Raw genomic sequence first — 18,425 nt, 5'->3', positions numbered from 1 at the left:
AAATTAGCGCCATTGCTGGTGACGAACGAGTAAGAAAATAAAAATTGGCGCCCCGAGAGTTGCTGTAATTACCCCTATAGGAACCTCTGCATTTGCTATCAATAAGCGAGCCAACAAATCTGCAATTAATAAGCAGAGTGCACCTGCAATAGCACAGCCAGGTAATAACAATCGATTATCAGTTAAGCCACTTAATCGTAATATATGCGGAATAACTAACCCAATAAAACTAATTGCTCCCGCTATAGCTACACTCAGGCCAATTAATATTCCGCTAATAATGATTAATATTATTCGCCATTTATGAGTAGAAACGCCTAATTGGAATGCTTGGATATTTCCAAGAGATAAATAATTTAATACTTTACCTTGCGTGATAGCCCAGAATAAAAATGGGATACAGGTAATAATTAGCCCTATTTGCTGCCAGTCAACACCACTAAAACTTCCCATCATCCAGTACAGTAACTGCCGTAGGTCTAAATTACTGCTCATATAAACCATCCAGGTCATACAAGCACCGCTGATCACTCCAAGCGCAACACCAACTAATAGTAAACTTGGATTACTGAGATTCTTTCGGCGGGCAAAATAAAGCAAAACAGTGGTTAAAATCAAAGCTCCACTAATAGCACTTAAACTCAATAGCCAATAATGGGTAATACCCGATGATATGAGTACGGTAAAAACAACCGCAACACCTGCACCATTGCTGATCCCCAATAATCCTGGTTCAGCGAGGGGGTTTTCAAATAGAGCCTGCATGATAGCCCCCGTTACAGCTAATGCAGCGCCAATTGTAATAACGGCAAGTAGCCTAGGTAAGCGAATTTGCCCTACAAACATCCGCCCTACTTCATTAAACCATTGCGTAGGCCACAGCCATACCTCACCAGCACAAAGTGAAAGCAACGCAACGATAATTAGCCCTAAAGACAATACCCTCATTAGACGCAAATCGGCTTGATGCTGTTTAGTTTGCAAACTGTGAAGTAATTGGCTCATCGAAAGATTATCTTAATTCCCATTAGAATGAAAAATTCTAGCCTTTTATGCAAGCAAAGCGACAACAACAACCCTATGCTCCTAGCCAATTTAGCCATATCATTAAAAGGAAATCGTATGATAACCAATCATCAAGGGCTCAAATCACTGAACCTGCAACCCGCTCAACCGATTGAGTCTGTATATAGTACAGAAAATAAAGGCTTTTTGGCATCAATAAAAAAAACCGTTAATAGCTGCAAAAGTTTCTTTGGTTTCACCGCTAACCATAAGTTTGATTCAGTCGCTTCACAAAACCAGTCTATTACTAATACTCACTTTAAACCCATAGCTGTCAATGACACTACCATAGATAAAATTGAAAATTATCAAGAAATATCAGAAGTTAAAAAGGAAATTTATAAGCAAATCTACCAGCTAGTTAGTTACTTAAATTCAGATGAAAAACATACATCGTATGAAGGGATTATTCGTGAATCAGGTTCATCAACGAAAGCAGATGCCATAATTAAAAAATTAAATTCTCATGAGTTTTCATTTGAGTCCAATCAGATAGATAGCAATACAGCCATGAGAGCAATTAAAAAACTGGCAGATCAAGCGTTACACCTTTCACAATCAGAAAATCAAAAAATTCTTCAATACATAGAAGCTTATCATGAAGGCTGTAAAGAGCTCGATATACCAAATCAGCAATACATACAGAAAAACTTCACTAAACAGGACATTCAGCAAAAAATAACTAAAAATGTAGAAAGAAGAAAAGCGGAATTAATCGCGCCACTAGATAAGCAACCTTTGCTGTTACAAATTATGATGCCACTATTCTTAGCGGTTGATGCAAAATCGAGTGAAAATAAAATGCCGAAAAACAATATAGCTATCGCTTTTGCCAATACACTGACTAAGCAACTATCACCAGATATTGCCTTTAAATATATACATACAGTCAATGACTATGTTTCAACGCTTATTGGCAGAGAGCAAAAGTAATTTACATCTTTTATTGTCTAAAAAACAAAAGACCGCCTAGGCGGTCTTTTTACTATCCAAACTATAAATGGATATGATTAATCTTTTGGTGTTGCTTTTTCCACACGGTTTTTTAATTTTTGACCTGGACGGAAAGTAACAACACGACGAGCAGTAATTGGAATATCTTCCCCAGTTTTTGGGTTACGACCAGGACGTTGATTTTTATCACGTAAATCAAAGTTCCCAAATCCAGATAATTTAACCTGCTCACCGTTTTCTAAGGAAAGGCGAACCTCTTCAAAGAAAGTTTCAACAAGGTCTTTAGCATCACGTTTGCTAACACCCAGTTTTTCAAACAACTTTTCTGACATTTCAGCTTTAGTAAGCGCCATAAGTTTAGTCCCTCAAGGAGGCTTGGAATCGCTGTTTTAACGCAGCAACACACAGATCAACGGTCGCGGTAATCTCTTCTTCTTCCATCGTACGCTGGGTATCTTGGAAGACGAGACTGATAGCCAAGCTCTTATAACCTTCAGCTATCCCCTCACCACAATACACATCAAATAAGTTTATGCCAACTATATGATTTATGCCAACTTTTTTACATTCTGCTAAGACTTCCGCAGCTGCTACATTTTCTGGCACGACCACAGCAATGTCACGACGGTTCGACGGATAACGTGAAATCGCCTTAGCTTCAGGGATCTCACGCTCTGTAATAGCATCAGTACGTACCTCAAACACCACTGTACGACCATTTAAATCGAGTTTACGTTCTAATTCTGGATGAACAACACCGATAAAGCCAATATGTTCATTTTCCAGATAAATCCCAGCACTTTGCCCAGGATGTAATGCTGGATGTGCTTCTGATTTAAATGTAATTTGATTTAGTTTTCCAGTCAATTCAAAAACAGCTTCAAGATCACCTTTTAAATCAAAGAAGTCAACAACTTGTTTATCTATTGACCAATGTTCATCAAATTTATTGCCCGTGATCACACCTGCTAGCATGTTTTCCTGACGAATTCCATATTCTGCTTGATTATCAGGAGTAAAGCGCAGGCCTGTCTCAAATAAACGGATTCTATTTTGTTGACGATTTTGATTATAGACCACGGTGCCTAATAAACCAGTCAACAGAGATAGGCGCATTGCAGACATATCTGCAGAGATTGGATTCGGCAGGATCAGAGCTTCTTGCTGAGGATGCAACAATGCTTGAACTTTAGGGTCAACGAAACTGTAAGTAATCGCCTCTTGGAAACCACGGTCTACTAACATCGCTTTAATACGCTTTAGAGGCAAGTTAGCTTCTTTATGATCGGTCATGACTAAATCGGCGCGCAGAGGAACATCTGGAATATTGTTATACCCGTAGACGCGAGCGACTTCCTCAACTAAATCTTCTTCGATCTGCATATCGAAACGCCAGCTTGGCGCAACAACATCCCAACAACCCACAGAAACTTGCATTTGGCAGCCTAAACGTTTCAGGATATCCGTCACAATGTCGTCAGCAATCACATGGCCAATTAGACGATCTAATTTTTTGCGTGTCAGTTTAATTGTTGCAGCTTTAGGTAAATGTTCTTCGCTAGTAACATCAATGATGTCACCAGCTTCGCCACCGCAAATCTCAACAATCAGTGATGTTGCACGTTCAATCGCTTTAAATTGTAACTGGGGATCAACACCACGTTCAAAACGATGAGAAGCATCTGTATGCAAACCGTAATTACGTGCACGGCCTGTAATTGCTAAAGGTTCAAAGAACGCACATTCCAATAAAACATTTTTAGTTTCACTGTTTACACCTGAGTGCTCACCACCAAAAATACCAGCAATACCCAGCGCTTTAGACTCATCAGCAATCACTAAAGTATCTGATTTCAACGTCGCTTCTGTGCCATCTAGCAATACAAGTTTTTCTTCATCTTTAGCCATACGAACAATAATAGAGCCATCAAGACGGTCTAAGTCGTATGCGTGTTGTGGTTGACCCAGTTCCAATAGAACGAAGTTAGTGATATCGACTACTGCGTCAATTGAACGAACACCGCCACGGCGCAATTTTTCTTTCATCCATAACGGTGTTGGTGCAGTCACATCGATATTTTTGATTACGCGGCCAAGGAAACGCGGGCATGCTGCTGGCGCTTCAACACGAATTGGGAATATATCTTTAATCGTACTAGCAACCGGAGTAATCGTCGGCTCAGTTAAATCTAATTTGTTAACAACGGCAACATCACGAGCGACACCTAAGATACTTAGGCAATCAGCACGGTTTGGCGTAATGCTGATTTCAATCGCATTATCGTCCAGTTTTAAATATTCACGAATATCTGTACCAATCTGAGCATCTAATGGTAACTCAATGATCCCACTGTGATCATCAGAAATACCTAATTCAGAATAGGAACACAGCATGCCTTCAGATGGCTCACCGCGCAATTTCGCTGCTTTGATTTTGAAGTCGCCTGGTAGTATTGCGCCGACTGTCGCGACAGCAACACGTAAACCTTGACGGCAATTTGGTGCGCCACAGACGATATCTAATAAGCGATCACCACCCACATTGACTTTTGTTACTCGCAATTTATCTGCATTTGGATGTTGTCCACACTCAACAACTTCACCAACAACAACACCGTGGAATTGCCCTGCAACTGCATCTACACCATCAACTTCAAGACCTGCCATGGTGATTTGATCAGATAATTCTTCACTATTTACCGCCGGGTTCACCCATTCGCGTAACCATAGTTCACTGAATTTCATGAGATAGACCCGCCTTATTTAAACTGTTTGAGGAAACGAAGATCGTTTTCGAAAAATGCACGAAGGTCAGAAACGCCGTAGCGCAGCATAGTTAAGCGCTCCATTCCCATACCAAATGCAAATCCAGAATAGACTTCAGGGTCAATACCGACGTTGCGTAATACATTTGGATGTACCATACCGCAACCTAATACTTCCAACCATTTTCCGTTTTTACCCATAACGTCAACTTCTGCTGAAGGCTCAGTGAATGGGAAATAAGATGGGCGGAAGCGTACCTGAACTTCTTCTTCAAAGAAGTTATTCAGGAAGTCATGCAGAGTGCCTTTTAGGTTGGTAAAGCTAATGTCTTTATCAACAATCAGGCCTTCAGTTTGGTGGAACATCGGGGTATGTGTTTGGTCATAGTCGTTTCGATATACACGACCAGGGGCAATAATTCGAATTGGTGGCTGTTGACCATTCATGGTGCGAATTTGCACACCTGAAGTTTGGGTCCGTAATAAACGTTTAGCATCAAACCAAAACGTATCATGATCAGCTCGCGCAGGATGATGAGCCGGAATATTCAGTGCATCAAAGTTATGATAATCATCTTCAATTTCAGGTCCGGTTTCAACCGAGAATCCTAACTCACCAAAAAATTCTTCAATTCGCTGAATGGTGCGGGTTACTGGGTGTAATCCGCCATTTTCCATACGACGTCCCGGTAATGAAACATCGATTGTTTCTGATGCTAAGCGTGCATTGAGAATATCAGCTTGCATTGCATCTTTACGGGCGTTCAGTGCATCTTGGACTTGAACTTTAGCTTCATTAATCACAGCCCCTGCTGCTGGACGTTCATCCGCAGGCAAATCACGCAACGTTTTCATCTGGAGTGTGAAGTGGCCGCTTTTGCCTAAAAATTCAACACGCACTGACTCTAACGTCGCAACATCTTGGGCCTGTTCAATGGCTGCTTTTGCCTGTGCAACCAATTCAGCGAGATGTGGCATTGTTTCCCCTTTATGACCACTTGGTCTTTTGCTAGTTATTCACTAAATTTATCAAGCTTCACAATTCATATTAATGCGATGTGAATACCTGACTGATTTTACTGTATTTTTTGGTAAACCAAAAACAAAAAAGCCCCCTAACGGAGGCTTTAGCGTAATTTTTTGTTTCTATTCTACTCGCTATACGCAAAAGCCCCCGAAATTCAGGTGCTAAAGTAAAAAAAGAAACGAAAAATAACGTTGTTCATGTAAATTAGTCTCAATAAAACACAGTATTAATGTATTAACACAGCCTAATTTTTAATACAAATATTAAAAATGAAGAGAGGAAGTTTCCTTCCTCTCTTCAAGCAAACATTAAGCTAAAGCGCCTTTTGCTTTTTCAACTAAAGCAGAGAATGCTGCTTTATCGAAAACTGCGATGTCTGCTAGGATCTTACGGTCGATTTCAATTGAAGCTTTTTTCAAGCCATTGATGAAACGGCTGTAAGACAGACCGTTCTGACGAGCCGCAGCGTTGATACGCGCGATCCACAGTTGACGGAACTGACGTTTACGTTGACGGCGGTCACGGTAAGCGTATTGACCAGCTTTGATTACCGCTTGAAACGCTACGCGGTAAACACGTGAACGTGCTCCGTAGTAGCCTTTCGCCTGTTTCATGATTTTTTTGTGTCTTGCACGGGCGATTACACCACGTTTTACGCGAGCCATAGCTTTCTCCTAATCGTCTATATTCTTAATTAACTAAAATGTTTACTTATGCGTAAGGCAGGCAAGCAATTACCAGACCCAGATCGCCCTTAGATACCATTCCTTTCGGACGTAAATGGCGTTTACGCTTAGTTGATTTTTTAGTCAGAATGTGACGAAGGTTTGCATGCTTACGCTTAAAGCCACCGCCTGCAGTTTTTTTAAAGCGCTTTGCTGCGCCACGTACAGTTTTAATCTTAGGCATTTCTTTTATTTCCGACTTCGCATTGTGATTAACTACGAATTAACTAGGCGAATAACAGCCACATCGCTGTGAAGTTACTACTTGATGGCCTAATTACTTCTTCTTCGGTGACAGCACCATAATCATCTGGCGCCCTTCAATTCTTGAAGGGAATGATTCAACAACCGCCAGTTCTTCCAAATCAGCTTTGATACGGTTAAGTACTTCCAAACCAATTTGTTGGTGAGCCATTTCACGACCACGAAAACGTAGTGTTACTTTAGCCTTGTCACCATCTTCTAGAAAGCGTATCAGGTTGCGCAGTTTGACCTGATAATCACCTTCATCTGTACCAGGGCGGAATTTAATTTCCTTCACCTGAACAACTTTTTGTTTCTTTTTCTGTTCTTTTTGAGACTTGCTCTTCTCATAAAGGAATTTGCCGTAATCCATGATACGACAAACTGGCGGTTCAGCATTTGGGCTGATTTCGACAAGGTCAACACCTGCTTCTTCAGCTTTCTCAAGCGCTTCACGTGCGCTCATAATGCCTAGCTGTTCGCCGTCTAAACCGGTTAAACGGACTTCAGGAACACGAATTTCGTCATTGATACGATTTGGACGTGTTGTTGGGATTCTTTTTCCGCCTTTAATACTACATTCCTCCAACTGGATAAAGAGATTTGCTACATTCTCTAAAGCAAGCGCCTCGACAATACTTTCAGTTTTTACTAATTAAAAACCGTTAATTATCAAAACGCGATATTCTTTTTTGCTTTTCATTTGCCAACGCAAACTTAACAAAGCGATTCGACCGCGGATTTTACTGCTTATTGTGAGATTACTCAAGCAGATATTCAAATTATTCCCTAAGCGTCATCTGAATGATAAAACTTCTGGGCCATTCTTTTCGCTAGAATTCCCACATTTCACCGAATCTTTCGACTATTCATAGAGATTTTATGCAAAAAAAAACATCAGCGAGGATACATTTCCCCGCTGATGTTAGCGTGTATTACTTATTTATTTTTCTTTGGCGCCATAATCATAATCATTTGGCGCCCTTCAATTCTTGAAGGGAATGATTCAACAACCGCCAGTTCTTCCAAATCGGCTTTAATACGGTTAAGTATTTCCATACCGATTTGCTGATGAGCCATTTCACGACCACGGAATCGCAGAGTTACTTTAGCTTTATCACCATCTTCTAAGAAACGAATGAGACTACGAAGTTTAACTTGGTAATCCCCTTCATCTGTTCCAGGTCGGAATTTAATTTCCTTCACTTGAACAATTTTTTGTTTCTTTTTCTGCTCTTTCTGAGATTTGCTTTTCTCATAAAGATGTTTACCGTAATCCATGATACGACAAACTGGTGGTTCAGCATTCGGGCTAATTTCTACTAAATCAACACCCGCTTCTTCAGCTTTAAAGAGTGCTTCTCGCACACTCATTACGCCAAGAGGTTCACCATCAATGCCAGTGACACGAATTTCAGTCGCACGGATCTCTTCGTTAATACGATTCGGACGTGCTGTTGGGAGTTTTTTTCCGCCTTTAATACCTTATTCCTCCATCTGATTAAGCTGACGACTGCGAATTTCTTTCAGAAGTTTAGTCATGAATTCGTCAACATCAAGGCTACCTAAATCTTTCCCACGACGGGTACGGACAGATACTTTTCCTGATTCAACTTCTTTATCACCACAAACTAACATGTAAGGAACACGACGCAGTGTGTGTTCACGGATCTTAAAGCCGATTTTCTCGTTACGTAAGTCCGCTTTCGCACGAATGCCAACACTTTGTAATTTGTTTACTAATTCTTGCACATACTCTGCTTGAGTATCAGTAATATTCATGACCACAACTTGTTGTGGTGCTAACCATGTTGGGAAGAAGCCTGCATACTCCTCAGTTAAGATCCCGATGAAACGCTCTAAAGAACCTAAGACCGCACGGTGGATCATGACTGGTGTGATGCGTTCATTATTTTCACCAACATATGAAGCATTTAAACGACCCGGTAAGAAAAAGTCTAATTGCACAGTACCGCATTGCCATGCACGGTCAAGGCAGTCATACAAAGTAAACTCAATTTTAGGGCCGTAGAATGCACCTTCACCCGGCTGATATTCGAATTCGATACCTTTCGATTTCAGTGCATTTGCTAAGTCTGCTTCCGCTGTATCCCACATATCGTCAGTACCGATACGTTTTTCAGGACGAGTTGATAGTTTTACTACGATTTTTTCAAAACCGAAAGTGCTGTAAACATCGTAAATCATCTCAATACAGCTAGTGACTTCACTCAGGATTTGATCTTCTGTACAGAAGATGTGCGCATCATCTTGGGTAAAGCCACGAACGCGCATTAAGCCATGTAACGCGCCCGATGGTTCGTTACGGTGGCAGCTACCAAATTCAGCCATACGCAATGGCAAGTCACGGTAAGATTTTAACCCTTGGTTAAAAATCTGGACGTGACCTGGACAGTTCATTGGTTTTACACAATATTCACGGTTTTCTGATGACGTAGTGAACATTGCGTCTTTGTAGTTTTCCCAGTGACCGGTTCTTTCCCATAGTACGCGATCCATCATAAATGGACCTTTAACTTCTTGGTAGTTATAGGATTTTAATTTAGTGCGTACGAAAGTTTCCAGTTCACGGAAAATAGTCCAACCATCGTTATGCCAGAATGCCATACCCGGCGCTTCTTCTTGCATATGATACAAATCTAATTGCTTACCAATTTTACGGTGATCACGTTTTGCCGCTTCTTCTAAACGCAACAAATATGCAGCTAACTGTTTCTTGTCTGCCCATGCAGTACCGTAGATACGTTGCAGCATTTTGTTATCGCTGTTTCCACGCCAATATGCTCCTGCCACTTTTTGTAATTTAAAGTGATGACAGAAACGCATATTTGGTACGTGTGGACCACGACACATATCAATATATTCTTGATGATGGTATAAACCTGGACGGTCATCTTGGCTAATATTTTGATCCAAGATTTCAACTTTATAGTCTTCACCACGTCCAACAAATGTTTCGCGAGCCTCAGCCCAAGAAACACGCTTTTTAACCACATCATAATCTGTTTTGGCAAGCTCTAGCATACGCTTTTCTAGCTTATCCAAATCTTCCTGGGTCAGCGTATAGTCAAGATCAACATCATAGTAAAAACCGTTATCGATCACTGGACCGATTGCCATTTTGGTATTTGGCCACAATTGTTTAATTGCATGACCTAATAAGTGAGCACAAGAGTGACGAATGATCTCTAGGCCTTCATCATCTTTACTCGTAATAATGGATAGTTTTGCATCATGTTCAATCAGTTCGCAAGCATCAACTAGCTCACCATCAACACGTCCAGCAATACATGCTTTTGCTAAACCGGTGCCAATATCACGAGCTACATCCATCACAGAAACTGCATGGTCGAATTGACGCTGACTTCCGTCAGGAAGAGTAATAACAGGCATTAAAAAATCCTTATCAACAGTGGTGACCCACACGAAAGATCACTTGTTTGATTATCCCAAAGTTTATAAATCAATACGTTACTAACGATTTCTCACTTCACTATGCGAGATAGGTACACCGCCATGAACACAAATTGTTTATGATGATATACATCGATAGGAACTCAACTATTAATCATAACACAGACACATTTTATGGCGATAGGGCGTTGTCGATTATTAAAGCCCGATGATTGGATATAAATCACTTTTTTGTGATCGTTCAAATGGCGGCTCTCTCCCCTACGCCATATTGCTAAACATCATAATTACGGATCTTTATCTTTATCTTTATCTTTATCTTTATCTTTATCTTTATCTTTATCTGAAGCTGATTCAATATAATCCGCCGTCATAATCAGCACATTTTTGCCATAACCATTACAGTCTGTTCTGACGGCATATTCTGGTAGCCATACAATTCGGGATTTAGAGTGGGATAAGCCTAAATTAAGCGTAGTTGGATAATGCGATGATATTACGAGATAAACCAAATCGGTAGTCGCAGAGCATAACTCGAAATTGATCCTATCCCCATGAATGGCATGCCATCCTTCATGATAAGGAATACGTCCTTGCTCTGTAATTGTTTCAAGCTCATTCACCGTGTAGGTGACTTGTGGATAGGCTCTGAACGCTGAAAAGATAATTATTGCAGCCATCATTCTTTTTTTCATATTTAACCACACTTAATTTATTGTTAAATAACAGTTTTATTAAGCTACGATTACTGTATGTAATGAACAATAACTGCCCTTCAATATTGTGAATCTTTAGGGCAAAAATACATCTGAGCCTAGAAAAGTTTAAATTTATTATAAAGGCTACCTTCTATACTGAGATAGCCTTGCATCACTTACCAACAACCACGATATTGGCTATGGTTACCACCCCGTCCACGATAAGGGCGATTATATTGCTTATCTTCCTCGGTCCTAATTTTGAGTGATAGTTCATCAAGTTCTTTAACTAATGCTTTCACTTTCGCATCATCATCACTCGCACCTGCATCATAGAGTTTATTTAACTCAAAACGCTTATCATCGAATTCTTTCACTAGTTTAGTGATTTCATTATTTTCGCGGTAATTGCTGCTATTGTATCGATGGTCATAATTTCCATTACAGTAAGGGCAAGCCGCTGCAGATGTAGAATAAAGCAGTATCGAAGAAACTATGGCACCTAGAAGGAATTTTCTATTCACGATATTAACCTCACTAAATTCTTGGTTATTATAGTGTACTATTTCAACAGAAAAATTGCCTTGACCCCATGATTTTGACAGCACTAAAAGCTAAATTAATGAATTTAAAATTCAATTTAGTTAAAATTTATAGGTGAATTTACCTACCTTAGTTAATAATTTCAATATATTCAACTAAGGGATTTCACAACCAGCGACGTGTCTGTTGAATATATTTTCGCCACTCTTGTTTGAATTTTTCTGATAAGAATTTTTCTTCTTGTGGGATCGTATACAAATCCGTTATTAACCAAAAAATCAGTCCCGAAACTAGAAAATAAGGAGAATGAGTAAATAACGCGAGGCTTAAGCAGAGTGAAGTAAAAGCAAGATAAAGCGGATTACGTGATAATCGATAAGGACCATGGGTAATTAAAGACGTTGCTTGATGAGTTGGATTCGGTGAGGTTTTTTGCTGAACAAAATAATATAGGCTCGCACCAATCCACCCTATTGCTTCTAACACAACTAAGATCCCTAATATTCCCATCCAGCCAGAAAAAGCCCAATAAAGCCCCTCTTTTAGATGCAAATAATAAGCAGCAAGTCCATTAAGAACCAACCAATTTAATAGTGGGAGACGAAAAATATGCATTACATATCCTAATCAATATTGATGTAATCAGCATATCATAGTTGAAATAGTCGAATCGGGCGTTGACTAACTACAATGTTTTATAGCAACTCTAAGGTACATAGCTCAAAGAAAAGACACTTTTTAATCCCTCAAGATTTGCATATTCTTGTTGGCATACCGCATTACGTACATCACTTGGTAAACTATTTAGTCGAGATTGAATATTGCTTAACTGCTCCTCTATGCCATTCATTCCTTTTACCTCAACAACCTCTGAATTGCTTTTCAGATAATCAGCAAAACTTTGTAGATTCTGTTCTAAGCTATCACATACCCCATTATTCAATTCACCTTGGAAAATGAGTGAACTCACAGTATCAGGAAGCCACTGAGAAACATTAGGATAAATGGACTGCTTCCATGTTTGAGGAAAAATAATTAATAATGCAGCAATAGCCACAATGAGTAGCATGGATGATGTCATTAATGGGGCTAGTAGTTTTTTCATTGGCTATCCTAAAATCACATTTAACACTCTAGATAGCATAACGAATAAACCGTAAATCAATTTTTAAAATAAAAATAGTTTGTAAAGAAAATAAGAGTAATCTCCACTAAAAACTAGCATTAAATCCTGCCATTAATCTTTTAATGAATTTACATAACCTGTCAGTAAAACACATTCCCCCCTGTATACTCTTTAACAAATGAAGACAACCCCCTCTAGCAATAATGCCCTTAACCTTTTTATTTACCATAAAAAGGTTTTTTTTTGCCTAATATATTGCGTACTTTTAATCCATCAGCGTATTACATTGTTATTGTTGAAATAATTTAACTTATTCACATCTGAATAGGGCTGTTATCCACAGTTAATGTGCACAACTTTAAGTATTGGATTAAATAATACTGGTCCAGTATCTACCTTTTATTCTCTCCATAGCGCCATTATTAAAGAAGATCGCTCCCATAACCAACACATCCAGGCCAATGTTTGTTATAGTCCCAAACAATAAAGTTTTTCATATTAAGTAAGGGAGCAATTTAATACTATGCAAAATATCTTAGCGCTTTTTCAAGCAGTTAGTATTGGGCTAGTATTATTATTACCCCTTGCAAATCCATTAACTGCAATCGCAGTCATGTTAAGTCTCTCCGCAAACATGACCAAAGAACAACGGGATCATCAATCCCTGCTCGCCTCTATTTATGTGTTTATCATAATGATGGTTGCCTTTTATGCCGGCCAGCTAGTGATGAGTACTTTTGGAATTTCTATTCCCGGCTTGCGCATTGCAGGTGGACTTATTGTCGCCTTTATTGGCTTTGGGATGTTATTTCCCAATACTGAAACTACGGATGATAGTACAAATAATCAATTAGATGACCCCAGCGTACCGAAAAAACGTCAAGGCACTCAAAATATCGCTTTCGTACCTCTTGCGATGCCAAGTACCGCCGGCCCCGGCACTATAGCTATGATCATTAGCTCCACAGCATCACTTCAAGGGGATGTGGGATTTGCGCCTTGGATACTGAATACAGCTCCCGTAATTATATTCTTTTTAGCCAGTTTGTTTGTCTGGATAGGATTAAGAGGAGCCACATCCATTATGAGATGGTTGGGCAATAGCGGTATTGATGCCATAGGGCGAGTTATGGGTTTTTTATTAATTTGCATGGGAGTGCAATTTGTTATCAACGGGATCGTTGAAATTGTCGCGCAACTCCCACACTTAATGTCAGAATATCAATAAATTACTGTAACGCATTATACGCGTTTTTTACTTTCCACAGATAACGAGGTGCTTGTGGTGCAGGATGCTTAGATTGTACATGTTGATAAAATTCTTCAGGTGACAAGTTATTAATCATCGCTATCGCTCTGCTTTTGTCATTATCAAACGTACGTAACAGAGCACCGGCGCCATTAACATAAGCGACCACCGTTGCATAATATAGGGTTTGTGGATGGCTTATTCCCGCTAAATGCTGCTCTTTCAGAATACGGATATAGGTAGTACCAATATCGATATTTTTACGTGGATCTTTTAAATCACGAGAACTTGGCTCACCAGACTTACCTTGATAACGGTATGCATCACGTCCTGCCGTTGATGCTTTAATTTGCATTAAGCCAATTGCATTAGATTTACTCACAACTTCAGGCCTGAAGTTTGATTCAACTTCAATAATTGCTCTAATAAGTGTTTCATCCACACTGTAGCGTGCTGCAGACTCACGAATAAACTCATCGTAAGGTGTACGTGGGTAGCTAGTATTCGAGGCTGAATTGGATACTTGATTTCCATTATCTAGCATTCTTTGCTTATTTGCTGATTTATTCGGTTCACTCGAACAACCTGCTAACAGCAGAAGTACAAGCGCACTGCCGACCAATTTTTTCACTGTAGTATCCTCTGCTGATAAAAATCTCTGGAAGAATAGCTAATGTTTAGAAAAATAGTATATTTTTTACTTAACTTTTACTTCAGGACATGTTTTAGTCATATTCATCAATAATAACAACAAGAAACTCATCATCGATACGAATATTGTTTTTGACTTTTAGGGTCATTTCCTTCAATTGATATTGATAATCATTATCAATTGGGATATAAATTGTATTAGACTTAAAAACCACACTAACAATACCGTTAAAATAACGCTAATCCAATACAAACAATAGCAAGCTAAACGTTAGGGTCAATTTCATGAATAAACTGTTATCCCGATTTTCACTTCCTTTACTGGCCACTTTAGTTGCTTTAACTGCCATCCTATTTGGAAGCCAACCCGCTTTTGCAAAAAAGTTTAAAGTGGTTACCACATTTACAATCATTCAAGACATAGCTCAAAATGTAGCCGGAGATGCCGCTATTGTCGAATCCATTACCAAACCCGGTGCAGAGATCCATGGTTACCAACCTACCCCAAAAGATATTATGAAAGCCTATGATGCTGACCTCATCTTATGGAATGGTATGAATTTGGAAGTATGGTTTCAACGTTTCTTTGAAAATCTCAAAAATGTACCTGCGGTCATCGTGACCGAAGGCATAGAACCGATGCCAATCCGTGAAGGGGAATATAAAGATAATCCGAATCCCCATGCTTGGATGTCCCCCGCTAATGCCCAAATTTATATCGAAAATATCCGTAAAGCATTCGTAAAACACGACCCTGCAAATGCTGAAACTTACAATGCTAATGCCAAAAAATACTCACAGCAGATTGCTGCATTAGATGCACCATTACGTGCGCGTTTAAATCGTATTCCAGAAAATCAACGTTGGTTAGTGACTAGCGAAGGTGCCTTCAGTTATCTAACAAAAGATTATGGTTTTAAAGAGGTGTATCTTTGGCCTATCAATGCCGAAGAGCAAGGTTCACCACTGCAAGTAAAAAAAGTGATTGATACGGTTCGTCAGCATAATATTCCCGTTGTCTTTAGTGAAAGTACCATTTCCGATAAACCAGCCTTACAAGTTAGCAAAGAAACGGGGGCTAAATATGGTGGTGTTTTATACGTTGACTCCCTATCAACCCCAGAAGGGCCAGTACCGACTTATATTGACCTGTTAAACACAACCGTTGATACCATCGCAAAAGGATTTTCACAGTAAATGAGCCTCACAAATCAGTTTGAACACCCACATCTTGTTGTCGATGATGCGACCGTAACCTATAACAACGGCCACACTGCAATTTATGATGCGAGCTTTAATATCCAAGGTGGTTCCATTTGCGCGCTTGTTGGTGTAAATGGTAGCGGTAAGTCCACATTATTTAAAACAATTATGGGGCTTGTTACCCCTTCATCTGGCAGCGTAAAGTTGAATAATCAGTCAATTAAAACCGCGCTAAAAGAGAATGTTATCGCTTACGTCCCACAAACAGAGGAAGTTGATTGGAATTTTCCTGTCTTAGTCTCGGATGTCGTTATGATGGGAAGATACGGTAAAATGGGCTTTTTTCGCATTCCCAAGAAAGAAGATAAAGATGCGGTTAAAATGGCATTAGAACGTGTGGACTTAACAGGATTGGAACATCGTCAGATTGGTGAACTTTCGGGTGGTCAGAAAAAACGCGTCTTTTTAGCTCGAGCACTCGCTCAACAGGGAAAAGTTCTATTACTCGATGAACCCTTTACGGGTGTCGATGTTAAAACTGAAAATGCCATTATCGATCTATTACGCAGCTTACGTGATGAAGGACATCTGATTTTGGTTTCGACGCATAACCTAGGTAGCGTGCCAGAATTTTGTGACCATGTGATCCTAATAAATCGTACCGTACTGGCTAGCGGTCCAACGGAAACAACCTTTACCCAACGAAATCTACAACAAGCTTTTGGTGGCGTTCTTCGTCATATTAACTTATCCGGTCAAGAACTCCATGACGATGATGACCCTCGCTCAGTCACGGTCATCACCGATGACGAACGAGCCGCAGTATTCTATGGGCACGACCACGATGCTCCAGTCAGAAAAAACCAAACTAAGGAATCATAATGATTGAGTTGTTACTGCAACCATTTGAGTACAACTTTATGGTGAAAGCCATTTGGGTCAGCGCTATCGTCGGTGCGGTATGCGCTTTCCTTTCGGCTTACCTGATGCTCAAAGGCTGGTCATTAATGGGAGATGCGCTCTCCCACTCGGTTGTCCCGGGAGTTGCGGGGGCTTATGCATTAGGTTTACCTTATGCCGCTGGCGCATTTTTTACTGGGATCCTTGCCGCTCTCGCCATGACTCTCGTTAAGCACCTAACTCGTTTACGTGAAGACGCCGTTATTGGTTTTATTTTTTCGACTTTTTTTGCTGCTGGGTTACTGATCGTTTCTTTAAATCCTACTTCAGTAAATGTGCAAAGTATTATCTTTGGTAATATTTTAGGGATTGCCGACGCTGATGTACTTCAAGTGGAAATCATTATTGCCATTTCGTTTGTTGTTCTGATGTGCTTGTGGAAAGATCTGCTCGCCGTATTTTTTGATGAAAGTCATGCCCGATCCATTGGTTTGAATCCGCTACGCTTAAAAATTATTTTCTTTACTTTATTAAGCGCGTGTACCGTTGCAGCATTACAAACTGTTGGTGCTATATTAGTCATTGCCATGGTCGTCACCCCAGGTGCTACTGCTTATCTATTGACGGACAAATTTAAAACTCTTCTGATCATTTCAGTTTCCATTGGAACAGCCACCAGCGCTATTGGTGCTTACCTCAGTTACTTTTTAAATGGTGCTACCGGTGGGTTAATCGTGACCTTCCAAACAGCGATTTTCTTATTAGCGTTCTTCTTTGCCCCGAAGCATGGCGTTTTCGCCTCTCGCCGTAAAGCGCGAAAAGAAGTCGCAAAACTACACCAAACTAAGCAGCAAGGAGTGTCCCATGAGTGATTTTATCGACTTATTGATGGCTCCCTTTGCATTCCCATTTATGCAAAAAGCACTCCTTACTGCTATTGTGACAGGTACTGTGTGTGCGATTTTATCCTGTTTTTTAGTACTCAAAGGCTGGTCATTAATGGGTGACGCTATCTCCCATGCAGTATTACCGGGGATCATTATTGCCTCACTCATTGGTATTCCACTAGCTATCGGCGCATTTGCTTCTGGATTATTTTGTGCTGTTGCAACGGGGTATCTAAAAGAAAACAGCCGTATCAAAGAAGATACAGTGATGGGAATTGTCTTTTCCGGTATGTTTGCCATTGGTTTGGTCATGTTCGCTAAAATTGATACTGAGCAGCACCTGACGCATATTCTATTCGGTGATATTTTGGGGATCACTAACGAAGAATTTAAACAAATTCTCGTATTCGCCGGGATTACTGTCGCTGTGATTTTATTAAAACGTAAAGATTTTATGCTGTATTGTTTCGACCCCAACCAAGCACGAGTAATTGGCCTTCCCGTTAAACTATTGCATTACGGTCTACTGTCTCTATTAGCACTAACGATTGTGGCATCATTGCAAGCCGTGGGTATTATTCTCGTTATCGCCATGCTCATCTCACCTGGTATTATTGCTTTTGTTCTATGCCGTAGTTTTGGTTGGATGCTCGTGGTCGCAATTATTGCCTCCGTCACATCCAGTGTTATCGGAACCGTATTGAGCTTCCATATCAACGCCACTACAGGACCAACCATTGTGGTGATCCAAGCAGGTTATTTTGTGATTGCATTGCTGTACAGCAAATTAGTTTTAGTGCGTAAAAAATCCCATGTTATCCCTCAGGATCTGCATACCGCATAATACAATTCCAAGGAGCTAAATATGATATCCCCATATTCAGCTCCATTTTCCCACTCTCCCTCAATCTCCACGCTATTCTCACTATAAATCATCTAAAAACCATTTCATGC

The 18,425-nt window shown here is 40.0% G+C and carries 21 protein-coding genes and 1 other annotated feature; of the genes, 6 read left to right on the top strand and 15 right to left on the bottom strand.

Annotated elements, in window-relative coordinates; all coding sequences use genetic code 11:
• Positions 1–3 precede the first annotated feature (3 nt).
• Positions 4–1,005 carry a vitamin B12 ABC transporter permease BtuC gene (btuC, locus tag EL244_RS07655; protein WP_126459964.1) on the bottom strand — a complete coding sequence of 334 codons (1,002 nt, stop codon included), beginning with the start codon at positions 1,003–1,005 and terminating at the stop codon, positions 4–6.
• Between the two features lie 117 nt (positions 1,006–1,122).
• Here btuC and EL244_RS07650 point away from each other — a divergent pair, with 117 nt between their 5' ends.
• The gene (locus tag EL244_RS07650; protein ID WP_172597510.1) at positions 1,123–1,998 is read left to right on the top strand and encodes a Rho GTPase-activating protein; all 876 of its coding nucleotides are present in this window, start codon (positions 1,123–1,125) and stop codon (positions 1,996–1,998) included.
• 77 nt (positions 1,999–2,075) lie between these two features.
• On the opposite strand, the gene ihfA is transcribed toward EL244_RS07650, so the two are convergent.
• From ihfA to EL244_RS07585, 13 genes are all read right to left on the bottom strand, one after another.
• A complete protein-coding gene (ihfA, locus tag EL244_RS07645) occupies positions 2,076–2,372 on the bottom strand; it encodes an integration host factor subunit alpha (RefSeq protein ID WP_006813286.1) in 297 nt (98 codons plus the stop codon).
• A gap of 4 nt (positions 2,373–2,376) precedes the next feature.
• Positions 2,377–4,764 carry a phenylalanine--tRNA ligase subunit beta gene (gene pheT / locus EL244_RS07640; RefSeq protein ID WP_126459958.1) on the bottom strand — a complete coding sequence of 796 codons (2,388 nt, stop codon included), beginning with the start codon at positions 4,762–4,764 and terminating at the stop codon, positions 2,377–2,379.
• A gap of 14 nt (positions 4,765–4,778) precedes the next feature.
• Complete coding sequence (gene pheS, locus EL244_RS07635) at positions 4,779–5,762, bottom strand: phenylalanine--tRNA ligase subunit alpha (RefSeq protein ID WP_006813288.1); 984 nt, start codon at positions 5,760–5,762, stop codon at positions 4,779–4,781.
• A 123-nt stretch (positions 5,763–5,885) separates the two neighbouring features.
• Positions 5,886–6,016 (bottom strand) — a sequence feature (Phe leader region).
• The gene (gene pheM / locus EL244_RS07630; RefSeq protein WP_126437459.1) at positions 5,966–6,010 is read right to left on the bottom strand and encodes a pheST operon leader peptide PheM; all 45 of its coding nucleotides are present in this window, start codon (positions 6,008–6,010) and stop codon (positions 5,966–5,968) included. Its footprint overlaps the feature before it by 45 nt.
• Positions 6,017–6,119: 103 nt before the next feature.
• Entirely contained in the window at positions 6,120–6,476 is a 357-nt protein-coding gene (gene rplT / locus EL244_RS07625; protein ID WP_006813290.1) for a 50S ribosomal protein L20, read from the bottom strand.
• Between the two features lie 46 nt (positions 6,477–6,522).
• Positions 6,523–6,720: a 50S ribosomal protein L35 gene (gene rpmI / locus EL244_RS07620; RefSeq protein WP_005968897.1), complete on the bottom strand. Its 198-nt coding sequence runs from the start codon at positions 6,718–6,720 to the stop codon at positions 6,523–6,525.
• Between the two features lie 93 nt (positions 6,721–6,813).
• On the bottom strand, positions 6,814–7,353 hold the full coding sequence (infC, locus tag EL244_RS07615) for a translation initiation factor IF-3 (protein WP_039854410.1): 540 nt from the start codon (positions 7,351–7,353) through the stop codon (positions 6,814–6,816).
• Positions 7,354–7,718: 365 nt separating this feature from the next.
• Positions 7,719–8,261, bottom strand: a complete 543-nt coding sequence (infC, locus tag EL244_RS07610; protein ID WP_071599530.1) for a translation initiation factor IF-3 — start codon at positions 8,259–8,261, stop codon at positions 7,719–7,721.
• Between the two features lie 3 nt (positions 8,262–8,264).
• The gene (thrS, locus tag EL244_RS07605; RefSeq protein WP_039854184.1) at positions 8,265–10,193 is read right to left on the bottom strand and encodes a threonine--tRNA ligase; all 1,929 of its coding nucleotides are present in this window, start codon (positions 10,191–10,193) and stop codon (positions 8,265–8,267) included.
• Between the two features lie 308 nt (positions 10,194–10,501).
• Positions 10,502–10,909 (bottom strand): hypothetical protein, encoded by a 408-nt coding sequence (locus tag EL244_RS07600; protein ID WP_148668981.1) that lies wholly within the window; start codon positions 10,907–10,909, stop codon positions 10,502–10,504.
• 179 nt (positions 10,910–11,088) lie between these two features.
• Positions 11,089–11,436, bottom strand: coding sequence for a vWA domain-containing protein (locus EL244_RS07595; RefSeq protein WP_039854412.1), 348 nt, complete (start codon positions 11,434–11,436; stop codon positions 11,089–11,091).
• Positions 11,437–11,620: 184 nt separating this feature from the next.
• Positions 11,621–12,070, bottom strand: a complete 450-nt coding sequence (locus tag EL244_RS07590; RefSeq protein WP_126459952.1) for a methyltransferase family protein — start codon at positions 12,068–12,070, stop codon at positions 11,621–11,623.
• A 91-nt stretch (positions 12,071–12,161) separates the two neighbouring features.
• Positions 12,162–12,560 (bottom strand): hypothetical protein, encoded by a 399-nt coding sequence (locus EL244_RS07585; RefSeq protein WP_006813298.1) that lies wholly within the window; start codon positions 12,558–12,560, stop codon positions 12,162–12,164.
• A 544-nt stretch (positions 12,561–13,104) separates the two neighbouring features.
• Between EL244_RS07585 and EL244_RS07580 the strand changes: the two genes are divergently transcribed.
• Positions 13,105–13,809: a MarC family NAAT transporter gene (locus tag EL244_RS07580; protein ID WP_006813299.1), complete on the top strand. Its 705-nt coding sequence runs from the start codon at positions 13,105–13,107 to the stop codon at positions 13,807–13,809.
• Position 13,810: 1 nt separating this feature from the next.
• Here EL244_RS07580 and EL244_RS07575 read toward each other — a convergent pair whose 3' ends face one another.
• Positions 13,811–14,461: a transglycosylase SLT domain-containing protein gene (locus tag EL244_RS07575; protein WP_006813300.1), complete on the bottom strand. Its 651-nt coding sequence runs from the start codon at positions 14,459–14,461 to the stop codon at positions 13,811–13,813.
• Positions 14,462–14,766: 305 nt separating this feature from the next.
• Here EL244_RS07575 and EL244_RS07570 point away from each other — a divergent pair, with 305 nt between their 5' ends.
• The 4 genes from EL244_RS07570 to EL244_RS07555 are packed head-to-tail and all read left to right on the top strand — an operon-like array spanning position 14,767 to position 18,315.
• Positions 14,767–15,678: a metal ABC transporter substrate-binding protein gene (locus tag EL244_RS07570; protein ID WP_006813302.1), complete on the top strand. Its 912-nt coding sequence runs from the start codon at positions 14,767–14,769 to the stop codon at positions 15,676–15,678.
• On the top strand, positions 15,679–16,566 hold the full coding sequence (locus EL244_RS07565; RefSeq protein ID WP_112836599.1) for a manganese/iron ABC transporter ATP-binding protein: 888 nt from the start codon (positions 15,679–15,681) through the stop codon (positions 16,564–16,566).
• Positions 16,566–17,456: a metal ABC transporter permease gene (locus EL244_RS07560; protein ID WP_126436748.1), complete on the top strand. Its 891-nt coding sequence runs from the start codon at positions 16,566–16,568 to the stop codon at positions 17,454–17,456. Before EL244_RS07565 ends, EL244_RS07560 begins: the two co-directional genes overlap by 1 nt.
• Positions 17,449–18,315: a metal ABC transporter permease gene (locus tag EL244_RS07555; RefSeq protein WP_126459949.1), complete on the top strand. Its 867-nt coding sequence runs from the start codon at positions 17,449–17,451 to the stop codon at positions 18,313–18,315. Before EL244_RS07560 ends, EL244_RS07555 begins: the two co-directional genes overlap by 8 nt.
• Positions 18,316–18,425: the final 110 nt, after the last annotated feature.

Origin of the sequence: Providencia rustigianii, assembly GCF_900637755.1 — a bacterium.
Taxonomy (GTDB): domain Bacteria; phylum Pseudomonadota; class Gammaproteobacteria; order Enterobacterales; family Enterobacteriaceae; genus Providencia; species Providencia rustigianii.
The sequence above is the reverse complement of the archived record's forward strand: the minus strand, read 5'-3'. Positions and strand labels throughout refer to the sequence as shown.